The sequence below is a fragment of the Paraburkholderia sp. BCC1885 genome, from assembly GCF_900996235.1.
Lineage (GTDB): Bacteria > Pseudomonadota > Gammaproteobacteria > Burkholderiales > Burkholderiaceae > Paraburkholderia.
Window position 1 is genome coordinate 777,922 of the sequence record NZ_CAAJGM010000111.1, and the last position, 18,465, is coordinate 796,386.

The 18,465-nt window shown below is 60.9% G+C and carries 22 protein-coding genes; all 22 read right to left on the reverse strand.

Annotation, left to right across the window (positions count from 1 at the left end; all coding sequences use genetic code 11):
* Window positions 1-54: 54 nt before the first annotated feature.
* Entirely contained in the window at window positions 55-915 is an 861-nt protein-coding gene (locus FQ755_RS12385) for a hypothetical protein (RefSeq protein ID WP_144154426.1), read from the reverse strand.
* Between the two features lie 43 nt (window positions 916-958).
* The gene (locus tag FQ755_RS12390) at window positions 959-1,273 is read right to left on the reverse strand and encodes a hypothetical protein (protein WP_144154428.1); all 315 of its coding nucleotides are present in this window, start codon (window positions 1,271-1,273) and stop codon (window positions 959-961) included.
* Between the two features lie 13 nt (window positions 1,274-1,286).
* Window positions 1,287-2,033, reverse strand: a complete 747-nt coding sequence (locus FQ755_RS12395; protein WP_144154430.1) for a hypothetical protein — start codon at window positions 2,031-2,033, stop codon at window positions 1,287-1,289.
* Window positions 2,033-2,356 carry a hypothetical protein gene (locus FQ755_RS12400; protein ID WP_144154432.1) on the reverse strand — a complete coding sequence of 108 codons (324 nt, stop codon included), beginning with the start codon at window positions 2,354-2,356 and terminating at the stop codon, window positions 2,033-2,035. The genes FQ755_RS12395 and FQ755_RS12400 overlap by 1 nt, the downstream gene beginning before the upstream one ends.
* The gene (locus tag FQ755_RS12405) at window positions 2,356-5,631 is read right to left on the reverse strand and encodes a host specificity protein J (protein WP_144154434.1); all 3,276 of its coding nucleotides are present in this window, start codon (window positions 5,629-5,631) and stop codon (window positions 2,356-2,358) included. Before FQ755_RS12405 ends, FQ755_RS12400 begins: the two co-directional genes overlap by 1 nt.
* Before the next feature lie 2 nt (window positions 5,632-5,633).
* On the reverse strand, window positions 5,634-6,209 hold the full coding sequence (locus FQ755_RS12410) for a tail assembly protein (RefSeq protein WP_144154436.1): 576 nt from the start codon (window positions 6,207-6,209) through the stop codon (window positions 5,634-5,636).
* A 23-nt stretch (window positions 6,210-6,232) separates the two neighbouring features.
* A complete protein-coding gene (locus FQ755_RS12415; protein ID WP_144154438.1) occupies window positions 6,233-6,985 on the reverse strand; it encodes a C40 family peptidase in 753 nt (250 codons plus the stop codon).
* A 6-nt stretch (window positions 6,986-6,991) separates the two neighbouring features.
* Entirely contained in the window at window positions 6,992-7,672 is a 681-nt protein-coding gene (locus FQ755_RS12420) for a phage minor tail protein L (protein WP_144154440.1), read from the reverse strand.
* Window positions 7,669-8,958, reverse strand: coding sequence for a tail fiber domain-containing protein (locus FQ755_RS12425; RefSeq protein ID WP_144154442.1), 1,290 nt, complete (start codon window positions 8,956-8,958; stop codon window positions 7,669-7,671). Before FQ755_RS12425 ends, FQ755_RS12420 begins: the two co-directional genes overlap by 4 nt.
* Window positions 8,959-8,963: 5 nt before the next feature.
* On the reverse strand, window positions 8,964-9,314 hold the full coding sequence (locus tag FQ755_RS12430) for a phage tail protein (RefSeq protein ID WP_144154444.1): 351 nt from the start codon (window positions 9,312-9,314) through the stop codon (window positions 8,964-8,966).
* On the reverse strand, window positions 9,314-12,106 hold the full coding sequence (locus tag FQ755_RS12435; protein WP_144154446.1) for a phage tail tape measure protein: 2,793 nt from the start codon (window positions 12,104-12,106) through the stop codon (window positions 9,314-9,316). The genes FQ755_RS12430 and FQ755_RS12435 overlap by 1 nt, the downstream gene beginning before the upstream one ends.
* A 79-nt stretch (window positions 12,107-12,185) precedes the next feature.
* Window positions 12,186-12,569, reverse strand: coding sequence for an HK97-gp10 family putative phage morphogenesis protein (locus tag FQ755_RS12440; protein WP_186308500.1), 384 nt, complete (start codon window positions 12,567-12,569; stop codon window positions 12,186-12,188).
* 13 nt (window positions 12,570-12,582) lie between these two features.
* Entirely contained in the window at window positions 12,583-12,888 is a 306-nt protein-coding gene (locus FQ755_RS12445; protein WP_144154450.1) for a hypothetical protein, read from the reverse strand.
* 2 nt (window positions 12,889-12,890) lie between these two features.
* Window positions 12,891-13,277 (reverse strand): hypothetical protein, encoded by a 387-nt coding sequence (locus FQ755_RS12450; protein ID WP_144154452.1) that lies wholly within the window; start codon window positions 13,275-13,277, stop codon window positions 12,891-12,893.
* A gap of 61 nt (window positions 13,278-13,338) precedes the next feature.
* Entirely contained in the window at window positions 13,339-13,773 is a 435-nt protein-coding gene (locus FQ755_RS12455; protein ID WP_144154454.1) for a phage tail tube protein, read from the reverse strand.
* 8 nt (window positions 13,774-13,781) lie between these two features.
* Window positions 13,782-14,135 carry a DUF3168 domain-containing protein gene (locus FQ755_RS12460; RefSeq protein ID WP_144154456.1) on the reverse strand — a complete coding sequence of 118 codons (354 nt, stop codon included), beginning with the start codon at window positions 14,133-14,135 and terminating at the stop codon, window positions 13,782-13,784.
* Entirely contained in the window at window positions 14,128-14,475 is a 348-nt protein-coding gene (locus FQ755_RS12465; RefSeq protein WP_186308501.1) for a phage head closure protein, read from the reverse strand. Before FQ755_RS12465 ends, FQ755_RS12460 begins: the two co-directional genes overlap by 8 nt.
* On the reverse strand, window positions 14,475-14,816 hold the full coding sequence (locus FQ755_RS12470; protein WP_144154460.1) for a head-tail connector protein: 342 nt from the start codon (window positions 14,814-14,816) through the stop codon (window positions 14,475-14,477). The genes FQ755_RS12465 and FQ755_RS12470 overlap by 1 nt, the downstream gene beginning before the upstream one ends.
* 3 nt (window positions 14,817-14,819) lie before the next feature.
* Window positions 14,820-14,984, reverse strand: coding sequence for a hypothetical protein (locus FQ755_RS37300; protein WP_186308502.1), 165 nt, complete (start codon window positions 14,982-14,984; stop codon window positions 14,820-14,822).
* A 70-nt stretch (window positions 14,985-15,054) separates the two neighbouring features.
* A complete protein-coding gene (locus FQ755_RS12475) occupies window positions 15,055-16,329 on the reverse strand; it encodes a phage major capsid protein (RefSeq protein ID WP_144154462.1) in 1,275 nt (424 codons plus the stop codon).
* A 2-nt stretch (window positions 16,330-16,331) separates the two neighbouring features.
* The gene (locus FQ755_RS12480; protein ID WP_144154464.1) at window positions 16,332-17,174 is read right to left on the reverse strand and encodes a head maturation protease, ClpP-related; all 843 of its coding nucleotides are present in this window, start codon (window positions 17,172-17,174) and stop codon (window positions 16,332-16,334) included.
* A complete protein-coding gene (locus FQ755_RS12485) occupies window positions 17,152-18,459 on the reverse strand; it encodes a phage portal protein (RefSeq protein WP_144154466.1) in 1,308 nt (435 codons plus the stop codon). The genes FQ755_RS12480 and FQ755_RS12485 overlap by 23 nt, the downstream gene beginning before the upstream one ends.
* Between the last annotated feature and the right edge of the window lie 6 nt (window positions 18,460-18,465).

The following is an 18,465-nucleotide window of genomic DNA, read 5'->3' on the forward strand; positions in this document are numbered from 1 at the left end:
CGGCTATAAAAAAAGCCAGCTCGAAGGCTGGCTTTGGTACGGTTGTGGCTCGCGCTACGTCCCGCTTGCTGATGCTCCGCTAGCCGGGCTTGCGGTCGATGGTTGCTGATACGCCAGCGCGATCGTGTCTGCCGTTGCATCCACTACGAGATTCTGTAGATAGGCGTCAGGCGTTCGACAGTCGGCGCCGAGGTGCGATAGGTCTTGACCGGGCAGTGCGACTGCCGTTCCGTCCGGGTCAAATCCCACCTGAAAGGCGGTCTCGGAAATAGTGCGGATGGGCGCGCCATTGCCGGCCGCGTTCGTGATCGCGGTACTCAACCCGAGCGCCGCCGAGTTAAATGTGTCGCAAGTAATAATAGGCATCACCACGAACACCGCTTTGCCTGCCACGGCCGCCCATTGCGAAAACACGAGCAGATCCTGCGAGAACTGCGCGACGGCCGCTTGCTGGCTCGGATCGTTCCACGACGTCACCATGTCGTCTAGCTGGAAATTAACGATCATCCATTCGCTAGGATCGGACTGGAACTGATCCGGGTTCGGCGGAGCGCCGTTGTACTGAGTCGTCACGATCTCATGCAACGCAGTGGCATCCATTACCTGCGGCGCGATGTCTGCGGTTACGCCGCGTGCGGCCAACGCAGCCTGAAGCGACTGCACCGTTGCCTGCGTATCAGCCGTCGACGGGTCGGAGGCCGCTTTTGCGACCACAGCGACCTGCGCATGCGATACGGGCGCAGTCGCCGACACGATCGGCTTGCCATACATGGAGATCGTGAGCGCTTTTGCCGTGGGCTGCGAATCGCCACCGCCCCCGCCGCATGCCGCCAGACAAATCGCGGCCGCAGAAACCAATATCGTTTTAATCATTTTGTTCCCCGGATGGTTATTGTTAATTCTTGAACTGCCCACAAAGTTTACATCCAAATTTCGACTTTGTAATCAACCGTAAGGCTCAATCGACGACGGCCGCGCCGGCAAACGCATAGCGACCTGGATAGCTAGACGCACTCCCGTCCGTCGGCGCGGCAGCGGCAAGCTCCGTCTCGGAAAATGCTCTCGCATCCGTGCCGCTTGCAGGGAGCGCCGCGACCTGGATCTGCTGTGAGTACATCGGAAATTTTCCAGCCGCGAGCGCATCCTTGCTGAGATACGAAGCAACCGTTGCATTGGTGATGCTCGATGCATAATCTAGGGAAACCTGCTGTACAACGTGATAACTGGCAGTTGCGCCGGTCGACGGCGTCACATAGTCGAGCTGAAGTGGCATTAGATGATTCCTTTTAGAGATTACTGAGATCGATCGCAATAAACCGCCAGTCGAACGCCGAACCGTAGCAAACGACGTCGCCCGGGTGCGACACGCTCCCTTGCTGAAAATACTGGTACGCGAAATCGATGGTGTTGCCGACCGTTTGCATGCCGCTCATGTTGTACCAGCCGTTATTGGTGCCACCGGTCGGCGCGGAAAGGAACGCATTCCCCACGCATGCGACGCCTACCTTGCTAACGCCCGCGTAGCTAAAGGAGGTTGTCCACGTGTCGACCTGGTTCCACTGCCCCCAGCCTGCGCCGGCGTTGTTGATGTTTCCAGCCTGAGAGTCCAGTACGCGGGCCAGCCGCTGACGCGCATCGGCAATCAGGTTTCCGCTTGCGTCGAACACCTGCAGTCCGTATCCGGCGCCAGCGGGCGCCGCAGCTGCAGACTGATCAAAAACATAGAGCGTCAGGCCGACCGCCGCGCTCGACCATAGGCGCACGGTCCAGCTATTTCCACCGTTATTCACACATTTGATGATCGTCGCATATGCACTCGGGCTGTAAATTGCAAACAGCGGCTGCACAGCGGACACGGTGACGTCGGCGATATTCGCGCGCAACGTGTACATCGCGCCGGAATTGGCCTTACCGGCGTTCATGTCTCCGGCAGCGGTCGTGACGCCGATGGTTTGGCGCAGCGCGTAGTTTTGCGTCGTTCCGTCGATCTGCACCAGGCCGCTATCCGTGTACGCCTGAAATCCTGCGGTCATCAGTAAGAGCCCCAAAACACAGTGCCGCCCTGATAGGTATCCATCGCGCCGTTATTGCCGGTCGCGTACGAGTAGGTCAGCGCGCCGCCGGAATAGGTGAAGCGCGGAGATACAACGCCGCGATTCAGGTACCCGTCGCCGGCCGTCTGCGCGGGTTGAAATGACACCCAACATCCTTGCGCCAGTCTGGAGTCCGTAGAGAGAGTTCCACTTAATCCACTACCGCCAGCGATGATCGCGGCGGATACGATCCGCATCACGCGGTACGTGGCGTCGAGCACAATGTTTCCGGACGCATCGAAGATCTGCAGGCCGACTGCCATTACCAAAGCCCCAATCGGACGCGCAACGTTCCGTTGCCGTCGTACACCAGCAGCGTCGAGTCGTTTAGCGTCATGTAGCCGCTGCCAGCATTCGCTCCGTTCAGCGTGATCGAACCGTTTTTGTCGATGATCCATCGCGGCTGGCCATTTGCGCCGAGCACGGTCGACTCAATGACGTTCCCGATCATTGCGTTCGTGATCCAACCGGTACCAATGAGCGCCTGGCTGATGAACACCTGACCACCCTGCACCACAAAGGGTGCTGTCACGGCCGCGCCGTTCGGATCGATCACGGCAAACCGGCTTGCCGAAACCAGCACCTGCGACTCGACCACCCCGCTGTTGTTGTCGACGCCCACACCGATACCGGCGATATAGGTGCGCCCATTGCTCGTGATCTGCGTCTTGATCTGGTATGACGCAGCAACACGGCCATTCAAATCCGCATACGAACTGGCGACCGTCTGCACCGCCGCGGTGTTTTCGTCGGCCTGCGCCTGGATCGTTGTGATCTGCGTCGCCTGCGCGCTGTCGGCGTCGATGCGAGCTTCGGTCTCGGTCTGGATGTCCGCGCTTAGCGTGGATTGAGCCGTCTGAACCTGCGCTGCGACGGTGTCGGTGCGCTGAGCCTGCGTGAGGTCGGCTTCCTGGGTTGCGGACTGCAACGACCAGACGCCGGCATACGACGTATCGTCGCCAGCGTAAATGTCCGCCTGCCCGGCCATCGGCGGCGTGATCGACTCGATCGGTGCCAGCAGGTCCGCGCCGAGCGCCGATTGCGTGATCTGGCCTGCGAAGTAGGCTTCGTATTCCGTTTCGTCGCTACTGCTCTGGCCGTTGATGCCATCGCCGTCCGGATACCACGGCCCGATGTTTCCGGACGTGTCAACGAGGCGCGCCCAGAAAAAGAATGACTGGCCAGCGGCAAGCCCCTGGTATGACGTCGACGCCTGCGGGAATGCGAAATCGGAAAACTTGATGGCATCAGCGAGCAGCGGCGTGCGGCTGTACCAGATTTCGGTGCGCTGCGTGTCGCCGGCCGAGCCGTCCGCCGGAAACGTCCATGCCAGATTGATACCGAACACAATCGGCGTGGCCGTCAGCGATGTGACCTGTGGCGGCGGACTGGTTTTGCCGGTCAGGTTCGTCAGCACGCCATAGGCCGGTATCGACGTCACGCCCATGCCGTTCACGGCGCGCACGCGCGCGAGGTATGCACCCTGGTAAATGCCGGGCACTTCCGCCTGCAGGCCGCCCACGGCGTTCATGGTCACCCACTCGCCGCTGTCCTTTTGCCACTCCGGCAGGTACGAGACAGCGTTCGCGGCCGCGTTCCACGAAATGACCATCGTGGTTTTGGAAATGCCCTGGTCGATCGCCGAGAACGTCGACAGCGTCACGTTCGTGGGCGGCACCTGCGCGGACGGCGGAATGACAGTAACCGGCCGCGTCTGGATGGCCGCGCCATTATCGATCGCGGCATACTTGCCCGGCTCATACTGCGTGGCGTTGACGGTGTAGGTGATCTGGCCGTTGTCGTCGCTTTCCTGAATGCTGACCACACGGAACAGTTGCGACAGCAGGTCCGCACTTTCGAGCATCCACACCGCGCCCGGAACCGGCGCCGAATCGAACACCTCGGTTACAGTGATCACGTCGCCATCGACCGATTGCACGGTGCGGCCCTGCGCGATGCCGGTCGGCAGCACGGCGGTTAGCGTGTCGCCGGCGGCGGCGGCCGCCGGCGCCTTGTCGAGCGTCACGGATTGGCCGGCCGCAGCGCGCACGCGGCCGCCGATGCGCTTTCCTGCTTTCGCCGGATCTGCCACTGCGATGATTTCGCCTGGCGGGCAGAGCGTTCCGTCCAAGCCCACCGAAAACGAAACGGTGGCCGTCTCGTAACGGCTCGTCAGGCACGTCCACATGCCGAGGCGATGCGCCTGACCTTGCGAGGTTGTTCCAAACGCGGTGATCTGCGCTTTCACGACGCCATAGCGAGCTACACCGTCTTCATCAATGTACGGCTCAACCGCCTGTTGATAACCGTTCGACGGATCGTTCCAGCTGACGAGTGCCGTCGTATAGCGTGTGCCGCGTGCCGACCCAACGTAGGTGAACGCGCCGCCCACCACGTTCGCCGCGGTATAGACGTAGGACACGTCGGCCGGCATGTCGGCGCGCGCCACAACCTGCCCAGGCCCCCAATAGGCGATTCCGCGAAAGACAGTGGCGAGATCCTGCAGCACCTTGTACGCGTCGGCCTGCGACTGGATGTAGGCGTTGCACGTGAAGCGCGGTTCCTGACCGCCCTTGCCGTCGGAAACCATCACGTCGCAATACTGCGCGATCGTGTAGAGCCCCCACTTGTCGATCATCGACGCGTCGACCCGCTTGCCGAGACCGTACAGGTCATTCAGCACCAGGTCATAAAAAATCCACGCCGGGTTGTCGGTCCACGCCTGCTTGAAGGTGCCGTCCCACGTGCCGGCATAGTCGCGGGTCGTCGGATCGTAGTTCGACGGCACGCTGATGATGCGCAGGTACAGGTCGTACGCACGCGTCGGCACATCGCTAAACGACTGTGCATCGAACGACAGCCCCATCAAGGCCGACATCGGGTACCGCAGCTTCCGGTCGATGATTTCGGTGATCGCCTCGATATTCACCGTGTCGGCGATTAGCGCGCTATGCGCATTGGCTGTCAGGCGCCTCACGCGCACGAGCCAGCTCGTCGTGGCCGCCGGCAACTCGATCCGAATGCTGCGTTCGTACAGCGTCGTCGTCTTGCCATCAAATGCGCCGGTAACGACCTGGGAATATGAGCCGCCATCAACAGCCAGATCGATCGCATACTCGATCCGGTAACCGGTCACGTCCCCGGTCGTCGGATTTGACTGCTCAAGCTCAGGCACGCCAAAGCGAATGCGTGCAGCCGTGAGCTGCGTATTCTCGATCTCATACACCCATGGCGTGTCGGACGTCAGCGCAATGCCGATCGCAATTTCGCTTTCGACCGCGGGAAACCCGGACATGAACGTCTGGTCTTGCGTGCCGAGCCGCCAATCGGCGGTGTAGTTCGTGAAATTGGTCGAGCCGTCCGGGTTCTGGATCGGTGTATCGTCCAGGAAGATCGACTGAAGGCCGTTCACGAGACCCTGAATCGGGCCTTCCGACACCAGGTCGAGCACCGTCGCGGTGGCCACAGAATGCAGGCTGTCGGGAGACTCGGTCGGCGTGCTGCCGGAGCTACCGCCCTTCGAACCGGATATACGCATGCTTATTGGTCCGCTGCCGAGATGCTTGCGCTGATGACCTTCGAGCCCACTCGCATGCGGCCGTAGCCGATCGGCACGCAGTCGCCCTGCGCATTGCTGTTGACCGCGCCGTTGAAGTAGTACGACGTGCCATTGTCCGGGCCGCTATTCGATGCGAGGCCGCTCTGCTGCGGACTGAGCATCTGCACGACACCACCGAGCGCCATCGATGCGCCGATCCCGACAAGGAAGCCGCCACCGTATTCGCTGGTCACAACGCCGACCACCGCCAGCGCCGTGCCGAGGATGGTCGAAAAAAGGCCGCTGTTTTTGCTGCCGACGATAATCGGCGCAATGCGGATCTCTTCACTGCCGACCGGGTACGCCAGCTCGCTGGCGTCAAGGTTCCGCTTGCCGTTGAACACAGCAAACGTGAGGCCGTTGTCTTTGGCGTTAATCAGGAATTTCTTGAATCCGGCGATCTGCGAGCACAACGCGCGCATTGCTTCCGCCGTCGACGAAACAGCAAAGCGATGCACGCGGCCAAACAGGCGTCCAGCGATCCCGTAAAGCCTCACCGTCCGAACTTTCTGGTTCAATGACTCCCTTCGCACCTTGTCGCTCACGCTGGTTCCCCTTTGTATCGAAGCACTGTGCGCAGGCAGCGCGCCCACATGCCGCCCCAGACAGTGCGGCCGGAGAGCTTCCCGCACATGTGGTGCAGCAACACGTTGTTGCCGAGATAGATGCCGGCGTGATTCGGCACGCCGTTCCTGCTCCTGACCTGCATCAGCAGCACGTCGCCGACCTCGATCTCCGCGTCTTGGCCCATGTCTGCGAAGCCGGCCGCCTCAAAGTTGTCCAGATAGAGATTCGAGACGCCGTCTTCCCACCAGTTGTCCGGACGCTCGAAATTCGGCAGTGTCACGCCACGCTCGAGCTGGTAGTAGCTGCGGATCAGGTCGTAACAATCGTGGACGCCGTGAACAAACGCGCGGCCGATCAGCGGCGCGACATAACCGGACGGCGAGAATTCGCACCATCCGTCAATGCCAATCGAGCCGTCCGCCTGCACGCCGAGCGACACGATTACCCATTTCCCGATGCCGGCCTGCTCGCACATCGCCCGATCGGCGCCCGACGGACGCGCCGAGCCACCAGGGTGCGAATGCACGAGCGCGTCGACGACGCCAAGGTCTTCTGCGTTCGCAAAGTCTTCCGGCGAAAGGCTGAAATTCTCGGTCGGTGCGGCCGCGACGTTCCGGCATGGCACGTACACCTCGGCGCCGTCGCGGATGCAAACAAGCCCCACGCACTCGCGCGGGTACTCCGCCAAGGCGTGCTGCGCGATGGCGGCCTTCGTGGTTTCATTCATGGGTTGCTACGAGAAGTTGTCGCTCAGGAAGCCGCCGAACGGCAGCGGCTCATTGACGCCGAACCGGCATTCGCAACCGGTCGTGCGCTTGCTGCACTGGTCGAGCGCCGGGTTGTCGGTGGCGACATCCGCGATAGTGAAATAGGTCGTCCCGGTCCAGCCGCAATATGGGCCGCGGTAGTCGAACTGGCACAACGGCGCGATCTGGCGCGCCGGCAATTGCTGGCCGCCGAAATCCAGCGCCGACGAGAGCGTAAATTCGACCTGGACGTTTGTTTCGCTGGTCTTCTGCTCGATGTACCAGAGCTCGACCGCCATTTCCTCAGTCGGATCTGCTGTCGGGTTGCCCGCGGCGAAGTTTTGCGCGTCGAGGTACTTTGATAGCGTGCGATGCCGCGTCACCTTCGCGCCGACCAGGTCGTCGAGGAACACGCACAACGCCGAGATCGTTCCACCGGTGTTGCCAACAGTAAGCGTGGGCGTCGGCTGCTGCGCATCTGACGTGTGCTCGAAACCGCTGCCCTGAATCGGCCACGGCTTGTATTCGTTCCCCTGCCAGAAAATCGACGTCGACTGCAAGTGACCGTGAAAGCGCAGCATGTCGCCGCCGATCGCCGTGCAGTCCATCTCGAAAAGCTCGATCAGATTGCCCGGCTCTAGCTGCTGAATGTCGGCTGTAATAGTCATTGTTTGCCCTCCAGTGCTGCTACGCGCCCGCGCAAATCTTTAACAGCCTCCACAAGAATGCCGATGACAGCCATAGGATCAACGTGGAGCATATTTGGTACTGAGCCGCTATCGTCAGACTGACTAATAGACGTGGCGCACGCCAAAGCCGCTTGCACCTCTTGGGCAATGACACCCGCGTAGGTTCTATCTGTGTCCGCAAGGTCCGTGCGATTAAATGTAACCCCGCGGATACCGTCCAGCTTTTCACCCGCCTCCGGGATTACCGCTATATTTGTCTTGATTCGGGAGTCGGACGCTTGAGACAGGGCGCCTGCGATACTTAGGTTACCTACTGTGTCCAGGGTGGCGCGCGTAAGAACGTTGCTTGTATTCCCCCCCGTGCTACAGAAAACCATATTACCGGTGTTCTGCATATAAATCATAGAGCCAGACACCCCGGCCACGATTAGCTCGTAGCCGACTACAGAACTACCCGTCCCGTACGATTGATAAACTGCCTGCAAGGTTCGAGTGTTTGCCCCGTCGCCCCGGATGAACGTGCCAACACCGCCGGTTGGGTTGGCGAGTTTGGTTGCCAGACCTCCATCTACATATGACTTATTTGCTGCGTCCGTTGCGTTGACGGCTGCGCCGACGCTGGTAATAGCCTTGCCACCACAAGATAACCCGGCTGAAAATGCCGCTGCTCCGGTAATGGCTAGCGTCCCGCCTACGGTTACATTCCCCGTGTATGCAGCGCTGACCCCTGAGTATGCGCCCGCTGCCGATATGGCAGCCTGACCATTCGCACCGAAAGACAACCCGCCCACTAGCGTTGCCAGTCCTGCTACCGTGAGCGCTCCGCTTACTACCTCATCGCCCGAGTTGGTTCGCCCGCGCATCAGCACCGTCCACCCATGGACGCCGTCCGTGTCGAGCAACGCCGTCTCGCCCGGGTTCAGTGCTGACAGTGAAACGGTATCGCCCGAACCGTCTGCGGCTGGCAGCGATACGACGGTCACTCCAAGATTGCGCAGCAAAATAACGCTATCGGCCGCGCAGGTCGACGCCGGAGGCGGACTGACAGAGCCGGCCGCCGCCAGATTGATATTCACCCGTTTGCCCAGGTGCGTCGCCGCAACAAGCGTCTGAGGTGCCGTGACGGCTTCCGGCGCGCTCCCGAGTGCCGCTTGCGTATTCAGCACATCAACGTTCGAATTTACCTTCGTGTTTGCGGTTCGCGTTGTGTCGCCGTCGTTGCCGGTCGGTGGCGTGCCAAGAGCGATTTTTTGGAGAACGGTCATAGTGGTCAGGAAGCCGAGGTTGTGTCGAACGTCTGGTCGAACATAGCGCTGATCGTGTACACGTTGCCGTCTTTTGTCGGCTCGGAATACGTTTCACAAGTGAAGAGCGATTGCTCGCGCAACAGCGGCGCCCAGTAAAACGCCGTCGCGCCAGCGTGCGCATCAAGGAAGGCGAGGATCGCGGAGATCGTCGCGGCGTCCCTCACGAACTGCAGGTTGAACGACGAAGATCGATTGTTGATTCCGTCAGGCGCCCGCTGCGTGTAGCCGTCGCCAAACTGCGATTTCCGGACGAGCAGCGTCGCAGTGCCCGACAGGTTTGCGACTGTCGGCACCCACGTGAAAATGTCAGGCATTACGCGATCCCGTTTTGCATCTTCCAGAGCGTGCCGCCCTGCTTGCGCTCGTTCTGAAGGAAGGCTTTGAGCATCTGGTCGAGTTTCTTCTGCAGTTCGGCGCCCCCACTCTGATTCGCCGCGGCGCTCGGGCCGCCCTGCACGCTCACCGGCGCATCAATGTGGATGTCGCCCGCACCGCCGCTTGTGGCGGCAGCAGCGCCCGACCCGACGTAACCGCCGAGCGCGAATCGCAACATGCCATGAGCACTCCCTCCCCTTAGCGCATCAAGCGCGGGCACGCCGACGCGTTGCACCGCCGAAGCGGGCAACACGTACTCGCCAGCCGAAAGCATGGCCGGAATGCTGTCGCTGGTTGACGAACCCGGCCCATACACGGCGCCGCCGGCAGCGAGATGGAATGCGCCGGAAAACGACGTGGCGGCGCTGCTCGTGCCAATCCCCAGCGCACTTAAGGCCGCGCCGAACAACTGCGACTCTGCCGCCCTCGCGGCCATACGAGCAATGTCGGAAATGACGCTGGTTGCGAGACTAGTGAAACTGAGCTTCCCCGTCGTGACGAAAGTCGCGAACGCGTCGGCCATGCCATTGAACGCATCGGTAAAGGCCGATGAAACTTGGCCAGCAACGTTCGCGGACTGGTCGGCGAGATTCTGGTAAGCCTGGGTCGCCCCATTTTCCCAATTGCCTTGCGCGACCTTCATCCGGTCAAAGCCGTCCTGCGTGATGCTCACGGCCTTGTCCTGTGCGGCCTGAAGCGCCGTAAGCTGGTTGTCGTACATAGCCTTGTCGTCGGGCGACGTGGCCTGACTGCGCTGGCCGAGCAGCGTCGTTCTCTGTTGGTCATACTGACGCATCACGGAATTGAGCTGCGATGCCTGCTGCGATTCGAGCGTGCCCATGCCCACACTGGACACCTGAAGGTCGGCCGAATTTTGCATGGTAGCTAGCTGCTGCTTCAACCCGTCGGTATATTTCACGACGCTTTCCATGCGCTGCACCATCGCAGCATCCTCGGCCTGCCAGCTCTTTTGCGACAAGGTCGATGAATCGGCCCTGGCGTTCGCCAACTGCGTCTCGGCATCCTGAATCTGCTTGTTGATCCGGATCTGCTCGGCGCCGCTCGCCTGATGTTGCTTGAGGGCTGCAATTTCCCCCTCCAACTGCCCCTCACGCGCACTTTCTGCTTTGGCAATATCGGCGCGCAGCTGATCGTAATAATCGGCGTCCGATACAGCGCCAGCTTTGTGCGCGGCGTCCAGAATTGCCACGCTGTTGGTATATTCGGTGTTGATCTGGCTCAGCGCCTGCTTGACGGCATCGGCTTGCTGTTGCAAACCAGCGGTATCGATGGACTTCGTTCCGATCGCGTTTTGATATTGCTTTTCGATCTGGGCGAGATCGGCTGCGTGCCGGGCTTCATCTTGATTAAAAATCGTCGAATTTTTGTCGACGCCCGCGATGGCGACGGCGTAAGCCGCATTCTCTTTCTCGATAGCCAAGTTACGCTGCTGCAGCGGCGTGGCGTAATCGGTCGAGTTAAGATATTTATTCGACGCCACCTCGCCATCGCCGGCCGCTGCAATACTCGCTTGCTGGTCTGCTGCCCTCTGACTATCGGAGATCTGCCGCATGGTGTCGGAGAGAGCGGCTTGCGCTGCCGACAAGCCCTTTTGAGCGGCCTGTGCGCCGAAGCTGCCCGGCATGGATGCTGTTTTGGCGACGTTCGCCTGCGCTTCGTCAACCCGCTGCATTGCGGCGGCAAGTTTTTCTGTGTCAGTAGCTGCTACGCCAATGCCATTGATGCGGTTGATCGTATCAACAACAATGGACTTCAAACCGAGCCATGCACTCTGAACGATCCCGATATTCTGCGTCGCAGAATCCTTGAATTTGGTGTGCGCGTCGTCCATGCCCTGCAAAATGGCTTTGTACGCATCCGCGCTGTCACCGGTCTTGATGTAATTTTCGATAACATCGACCTGCGCCGCCGTGAACGTGTGGTACTGCGTCTGCAAGTCCTGAAGCGCTTTTTGGGGATCCTGGGCAAAGCTGATCATGGCCTGCGCCGCCTGATCGGCCGATTTACCCGTATCACTCGCAAATTCCGCCGTCACCTTCGTGGCGAGCGCTAGCTGATCGGCGGCCACCTGACCGCTAGACACAAGCGCCGTCATGGCCGCCTGCACGTCGGTGATAGATTGTCCAGAACCAGCGATGTTTTTCGACATATCCTCGAGGTTGCTAGAGGTTAAGCCGATATACCCATTGGTCACTTGAGCCGACTTGCCGAGCGCATCAAACGACGACGCGCCTTTGATGGCCTCATACGCAAAGCCAACCACAGCAGCAGATGCCAAGCCGATCGCAATGCCTGCTGGCGACATCAGCTTGCCCATAATGTCGACCTTCTCACCCAGCACCTGGGCAGAGCCGGCGAAGTTCCCCCAATTGCCGGTTGACGCCTCGTGGATCAGCCGAACAATCTCCAGGCGCGCACCGGCGCTCTTTACCCCAAATCCCTCAGCCGCTTCGCCGGCCGCGCTACTCTGCTGTTCGAACGCGCGCAGCGCGGCGATCGATGACGCAGCCGCATCCGAGACGCCGAGCTGAGCCGCCTTCATCTCGAGCAATTGCGATTGGGTCTTGCCGGCAGTGTCAGCAGCACGCGTGAGCGACGAGATGAACGAATTGATAGAGCGCGCGCTGGCATTGCTGCCGTTCGCCGCGGCCTCGGCGATCGCCTGCTGTGCCACGACCACGCGCGCAGCCGCCTGGTCCTGCGTCTGCATGAATGCGGCTGCGGACTTGCGCGCCGAGTCCAACTCGGACCGATAGCCGCTCGCGTCTGCTGTGACGCGCGTGATGCTGTCATTTGACACGGATTGCCGCCCCTATCTGTGCATCAATGGAATCAACGACGGCTTGGGCCGCCGCGGTCTTCTTCGCCTCATACGCCGGGCGCTTGAACGGCTCCGCAGCCATTTTCGACGTTCCGTATTCGATAAATCGCAGGTAATACGCGCTTTTCAGCCACGTCACGATGTACGAAGCCAACTTGCCCGTCACGGACTCTTCCTGGTCATAGGCGATGATTAGCGCGCGTTCGCCGTCGCCCGTGTCCTTCGGGATGCGCAGTTTCTCTTCGGCAAGGAAGATATTCGCGCCGGCGAGCGCCGCCTTGCGCAAGGTAGACTCGTTGACGGCGAGGCTGAGCGCGTCCAGCTGCGCGGTGAGCGCCTTGGGGTTAGCCATCTCGAACGCTCTCCTAGCCATTCGCGACCTTCCCGAACAGTGCGGCGCAAATCAGATTCGATTGCGCGGTTTTGTCGGCCAGAAGAACCGGGCTCGCATCCTCTTCCGGCTCGGTGCGATTCAGCCACGGCACGACATCAACCGGGCCGAACGGTTTCCGGGCTTTTTTCGTGTCGCGGTGCACGTTGTACGTCGCCGCCGTCACGAGGCCGCAGCGAAGGTCGTCCATCTCAGCGGTCAAGCCGTCGATATGGGAAAACGCAATCCACTCGACGAACTCCGCACTATCGACCTCGCGCTGACAGCGCCGCACGGACATTTTCAGTTCGCGGGCGAGTCGGAACCAAAAGAGCCGCTCTGGGCGGCTTCGGAGTTTTTTTCTGCCGCCTCCACCGCGTCGGTCCCGAATCCGTTGAGCCGTTCGGCTACCTTCACGACACGCGTGACCGCAGCAGCGCTTTTCAGGCGCAGCGCGTCGATGTCCGCCATCGTGAAAACGCGCTGACCGCCATCGTCGATGACGGTCGACACGAGCAGGCTCGATTGGAAATAGCCAATCGACTTGTCGGACGCCTGCATCGATTCGTTGAAGGCGTCGCGGTCGACGCCGCTCATAACCGACACCTTCACCGAACCGCCCCATTCCGGGACTTCCACTTCTTCCGACTTCAGGTCGTCGGCTGCGAGAATCTGTTCACGAGTCAGCATGTTTTGTGCTCTATATAAGGTTGAAAATGCGCGCTACGATCGACGCAGGCCTGCGTGCCTGTCAGGCCGGAGGTGCCGGCGGTGTGATTGTGACGTCGCCGCTGATCGCCATCGCGACGGTGGCCGTGAGCAGCGCGTCGGTGCCGCCGGCAATCGGAAAGGAAGTGACCGAGGCGAGGAACGTGGCGACGTCGCCGCTCGGAAGCGTCAACTGGTAATTTTTCTTCGTGCTCGCGCGCTTCGATGCGAGCATTGCCGCCTGGCCGGGGTCCGAATAGTCGATGTTGATGTCGATCGAGAAGCTGCCCCAATCCTGCAGGCCCAAGAGGTTCTCTTTCGCGACCGAATCGAGGTCGGTCGTGTCGAGCGACGTGGCCGATCCGTCGAAGCCGCTGTAGCTTTTGACGTTCTTGACCTTCGTCCAGACTGTCGGGTCTGCGTCGTCGACGTTAATTGCGAGTGCGCTGCCCTGTGCGGAAATTGCGGAGCTTGTCATGGTTTCCCTCAGATGTTGAACCAGATTGATACGTCGGCGCGACTGCCATACAGCTTTGTGTCATCCTCGTACACGCTCACCGGCGCGCCGACCGGCGTGCCGAGAACAGGCGCGGCAGTCAGCGCCCCGAGAATCTGTTGCATGAGAAGCGCGACCGACAAACGGTCTTCGCCCCATACGGCGACCTGCATGCGGTTGTTTTGCCATTCGTTGAGGCCGTCGAAAGTCGTTTCGTCGACGCCGCCGACAGACTGGTAGACGACAAACGGCTTGGCCGCGCCGGCCGGCGCCACGTCCGGATAGATGCGGCCGCCGGCGAACGGTGCGAGCGCCGTATCAACGAGCGATTCAGCGCTAGCCATTGTTCGAAAAGGCCGAGCAGGCCAGATCCGTATATTCCCTGCTCGCCACATCAGGGAGCGGCGAGAGGATGTTGAAAACGACATCGTCGACGGGCGCGCCGTCAACAAACTTCAATAGAACCGCGCGCATGCCGTTGGTAATGTCCGTTCGATACCGGATTCGAATGCTCGCCGTGGTCTGCGCAACGTCGGCATCGGCCAGGAGCGTTTCTTTTCCAGTCAGCATCTTGACGTTGCACCAGACGGTCGCGAGCGGCGCCCAAGTAAGCGGATCGTTCAAGGTTCCTGTGCCTGCGCGCTGGTCGATGCGCACGCGCCGATTCAGGTCGCCGGCACGCATCAGACGCCCGGCACAATTCGGTGCGGCCGCAACAGCGTTCGCGCATTGAACGGCAATTCGACGAGTTTCGAGACAGACGAATCCTCGCGATTCGAATACAGCTCTGCGGTCGTCTTGAGAATTGCCGCCTTGATCGCGCCGTTGACCACCATCGGATAGTCGCCGGCGGTGCCGGCCGTCTGCGCAGCTTCCAGCGAGTCCTGATCCTCGAATACCTGGCGATTCAGATAGTCGATCGCCGACTGCGTCGCGCCGTCGAGCAAAGCCTGCACAACGTCATCTTCAACGCCGGCATCCTGACGCAGAAAACCAAGCGCGAGGCTAATATCGACGAGCGGCATCGCTTACTTCTTCGCCGGAACGGTTTTCTTGTCTTCCGAACCCTCGAGCGCGCCCAGCTCACGCGCGCCTGGCTCAAGCTCCGACGGACATTCGTCGCCCGCTTCGAACTGCTTCGGATAAATCTCGCCTTGCGGCACACCCTTGAATGGCTTAATGAACTTCGGCACGGCGTTCCCCTAAAAAGAAGGGGCGCCACAAGGACGCCCCCAAACCAACACCCACCCCTGAAGACTCGTGTTACGCGTCGACGGCGACCTGCAGCGCGCGCAGCGGTTCCGGATTCACGACGCCGCCGCCGACGCGCTTGGTCGTGTAGAACGAGACGAACGGCTTATTCGTGAACGGGTCGCGCAACACGCGCACGCCGATGCGGTCGATCACCAGGTAACCCTGCTTGAAGTCACCGAACATGATGGGCGTCGCATTGGCCGCCACGTCCGGCATGTCGGGCACTTCCGTGAGCGGGAAGCCGGCGAGCGTCGCCGGCTGGCCCGCGACATACGTCGGTTGCCACAGGTAATTGCCCTGGCCATCCTTCAGCTTGCGGATTGCGCCCTGCGTCGCACGGTTCATGATGAAGCGCGCGTTGCCGGTATAAGCGCTCGGCAGGTCATAGATGATGTCCATGATACCGTCCGACGTGATCGCCGCGGCTGCGCCGCTGTTCACCACTTCGATAGCACCGAACGGATGCGTCGCGGCGTTCGCACCGCCGGTGATGTACGTCAGAATGCCATTCGGCTTGTTCGCGCCGTCGCCGGCGACGAAAGCCGCGCCTTCCTGACGCGCGAACTCGGTCTGCACTTCGTTGGCCAGCCACGTTTCGAGATCGATCAATGCATCATCGAGCAGCTGCTGCGTCGCAGCCGGATTCGCATACAGCTCACCGGTCGTGAAGCCCAACGACGCGAACGTCGGGCCATTGGTCGCAGCGCGAGCAGCGGCCTCGCCGACCCAACCGCTCGCGGTGCCGCCGAGGTTAAACAGCTTCGTATAGCCGTTCGTCGAAATGGTCTGCGTGCCGCAGATGGCGCGCATCGGCGAGATGAGAACCAGCTTGTCGGTTACGGTCCGATCCCATTCGACAGGCGCCAGATAGCCGCCATCGGCGTCCGTGCCCTTGCTGAGGGTCGCCTGAATCTCGCCCTTGCGCATGTGCGCCTTGAAGGCTTCGGTGTATTCCTTGTCCTTCAGTTGCCGGCCGCCAGCCATTTGCGCGGCTGCGATCTTGATGTTGGTGTCATCGACGGCCTTCTGCAGCGCGTCGAGATCCGCGCCGATCTTTTCGACCTTCGCCGTCACATCGGCCGTCGGCAAGCCGGCCTTCACGGCGTCGAGCTGCTTCGTATGCTCGGTTTTGTACTCGGCGAACGCCTTCTGCAGGTTTTCGATCAGCGCCTTGACCTCGGGCAGGCTGCTGTCAGCGCGAACAGCAACGATACCGCGAGGCACGAAGCCAGCGGTGCCAGCCAGGGTTGCCGCGATAGCGGCGATCAACAGATTTTTGCTCATGATTAGCCTTGAATTGCGTTGAGGAGGTTTTGCAGCGATGCCGCAACATCTTCGCCAGCGCTCGGCGTGGCAGGATTCCCGGTAGCGCCCGGCGTACCGGTGAAAAGGGCTTTGAAGGCCTCGCGGCGCTGCGAACGTGAATAGCCCGCCTTCGCCATTGATGCCTCAACGAGCGCCAGCGCTTTTCTGCTGCCGCTGGCACTCGCGTTTTTGTCGATTTTCGTGCTGTCGACAAGGCCGGTTGCAAAACCGTCCGCGACGGCCTGATCGGAACCGATCCAGGTTTCACGATCCATTAGCGTCGCGGCCGCGTCCTGACTGATGCCGGCGCGCTTCGCATAAAGGTTCGCCATGGCGGCGTCGAATGGCTCGAGCGTTTGCGCGGCCTGCGCCAAATCGTGCCGGTTGCCGATAGCGACCGTCCACGCGTTGTGGATCATGAGGAACGAGCCCTCACCCATCAGAATTTCGTCGCCAGCCATCGCGATAACGGACGCGGCCGACGCCGCGAGGCCGAGCACCTGTACGGTTACCTTCGCCTGATGCTGCCGTAACAGGTTGTAGATCGCGACGCCTTCGAAAAAATCGCCACCAGGCGAATTCACGTTCACCGTGACCGCCTGATTCGCGCCAATACTGCGCAGCGCTGCCGAAATGCGCGTCGCGGTTACGCCCGTGCCTTCCCAGTTGTCGCCGATCGTGTCGTAGATGGAAATCGACGGCGAGCCGTCGTTCGCTGCACGAACCTCGGGTTCCCATCGCTCGAGCGCGTCCGGGCGCAGGTCGAACTGCGCCGAATTCAGGCGATGGTCGGCGCGGATTTCAGGAAGCTGCAGGAGGCTCATTGCTCGGTCCTTTCGGTTGCTGAGTCATTGGGTTGCGGAGCTGGTCGGTCAACGGATCGCTCGATTTCGGCAGATCCGCGAGCCCGCGCACTTCGTTTTGCGACATCCACGGCGCCTGACCGCCCGCGCCAAGCGCCTTCGAGAAAAATGACGCCTGATCGTTGAGCGTGCCGCGCAGCAGCGCGCCCTCATTGAATTTGTATTGCAGCAAGCCGAGCTGGTTGTCCGGGATGAAGCTGCGCGCCGCCGCCTGTTCCCACGACACAAACCAGTGCGCGAGGCCATACTGGATGAAGAAAATCGCCAGTTGCTCGATGCCGCTGCCCCAGCTCGTGTCATCCATCATCAAGAGCGGTCGCGGCACGCCGTACATGCGCGCAACCTCTTCGATCTGGTGATTGCGCGTTTCGATCTGCTGGGCAGATACAGCAGTGGTCGTGAATTGCTTCGCCTGGCCGCCCTCTTCGATCAACATCCAGTTACCGGCGTTCTGCGCGCCGGAATAGTTGTCAGTCAGCGACTGTTTCATGCGCGCATAGGCGATGTCAGACAGTTCCTTCGGAACCTCGATTGCGCCACCGGCCATAACGCCGTTGCGGAAAGTGCGCGACGCGGCTCTCTCAGCCTGTTCCGCAAGCTCCATCGCTTCACGTGACAGGCGGATGCGGGAAATCCCGTTAATGCCGTCAAGCGACAGGTCTCGAAGATGGAAAACCTCGTTCGCCGGCAGCGTGATCATGTTGCCGCCCGGCGCCGTATAGTCGTATGTCATCTGCCACGACGAACTAAGGTGCGGCACGGTGCATCCGCGCTCCATCGGGATCAGCCGGATCGGGCGATTTCCAGACCAGATAATTCGCGCAAACGACTGTCCGTCGAGCAAAGCGCGAAGCTGCAAAAGGCTCTTGAACTCAATCGGCGTCTGCCAGTCATTGGGCTTGTACTTCAGCAGCCGGTGTGCCGGGTTGTTGATCTGAATCTGCTTCTGGTCGTCACTGCTCTGCAGGTTGAACGGCAGCATGCCGATCGATTCGGAAATCAGCGTCACGCATCGGAGAACGGCCATATTGCGCAGCGCACGGGCGCCGCGTGGATCGCCGCCGTCGATCTCGCCGCGCCGGATGTAATCGAGCAGCCGCGGGTCATCAAGGCCCGTGAACGTCGAACCGCCTGACGGCAACTCTGCACGCGGAAGGTTCGGTTCAACGCGCCCTGTAGCGCTTTCCTTCGAACGAGTTTGTGCCTCCGGCTGGTTACCTCGCCGGAAGTAGTCGATCAAACCCATTCACAC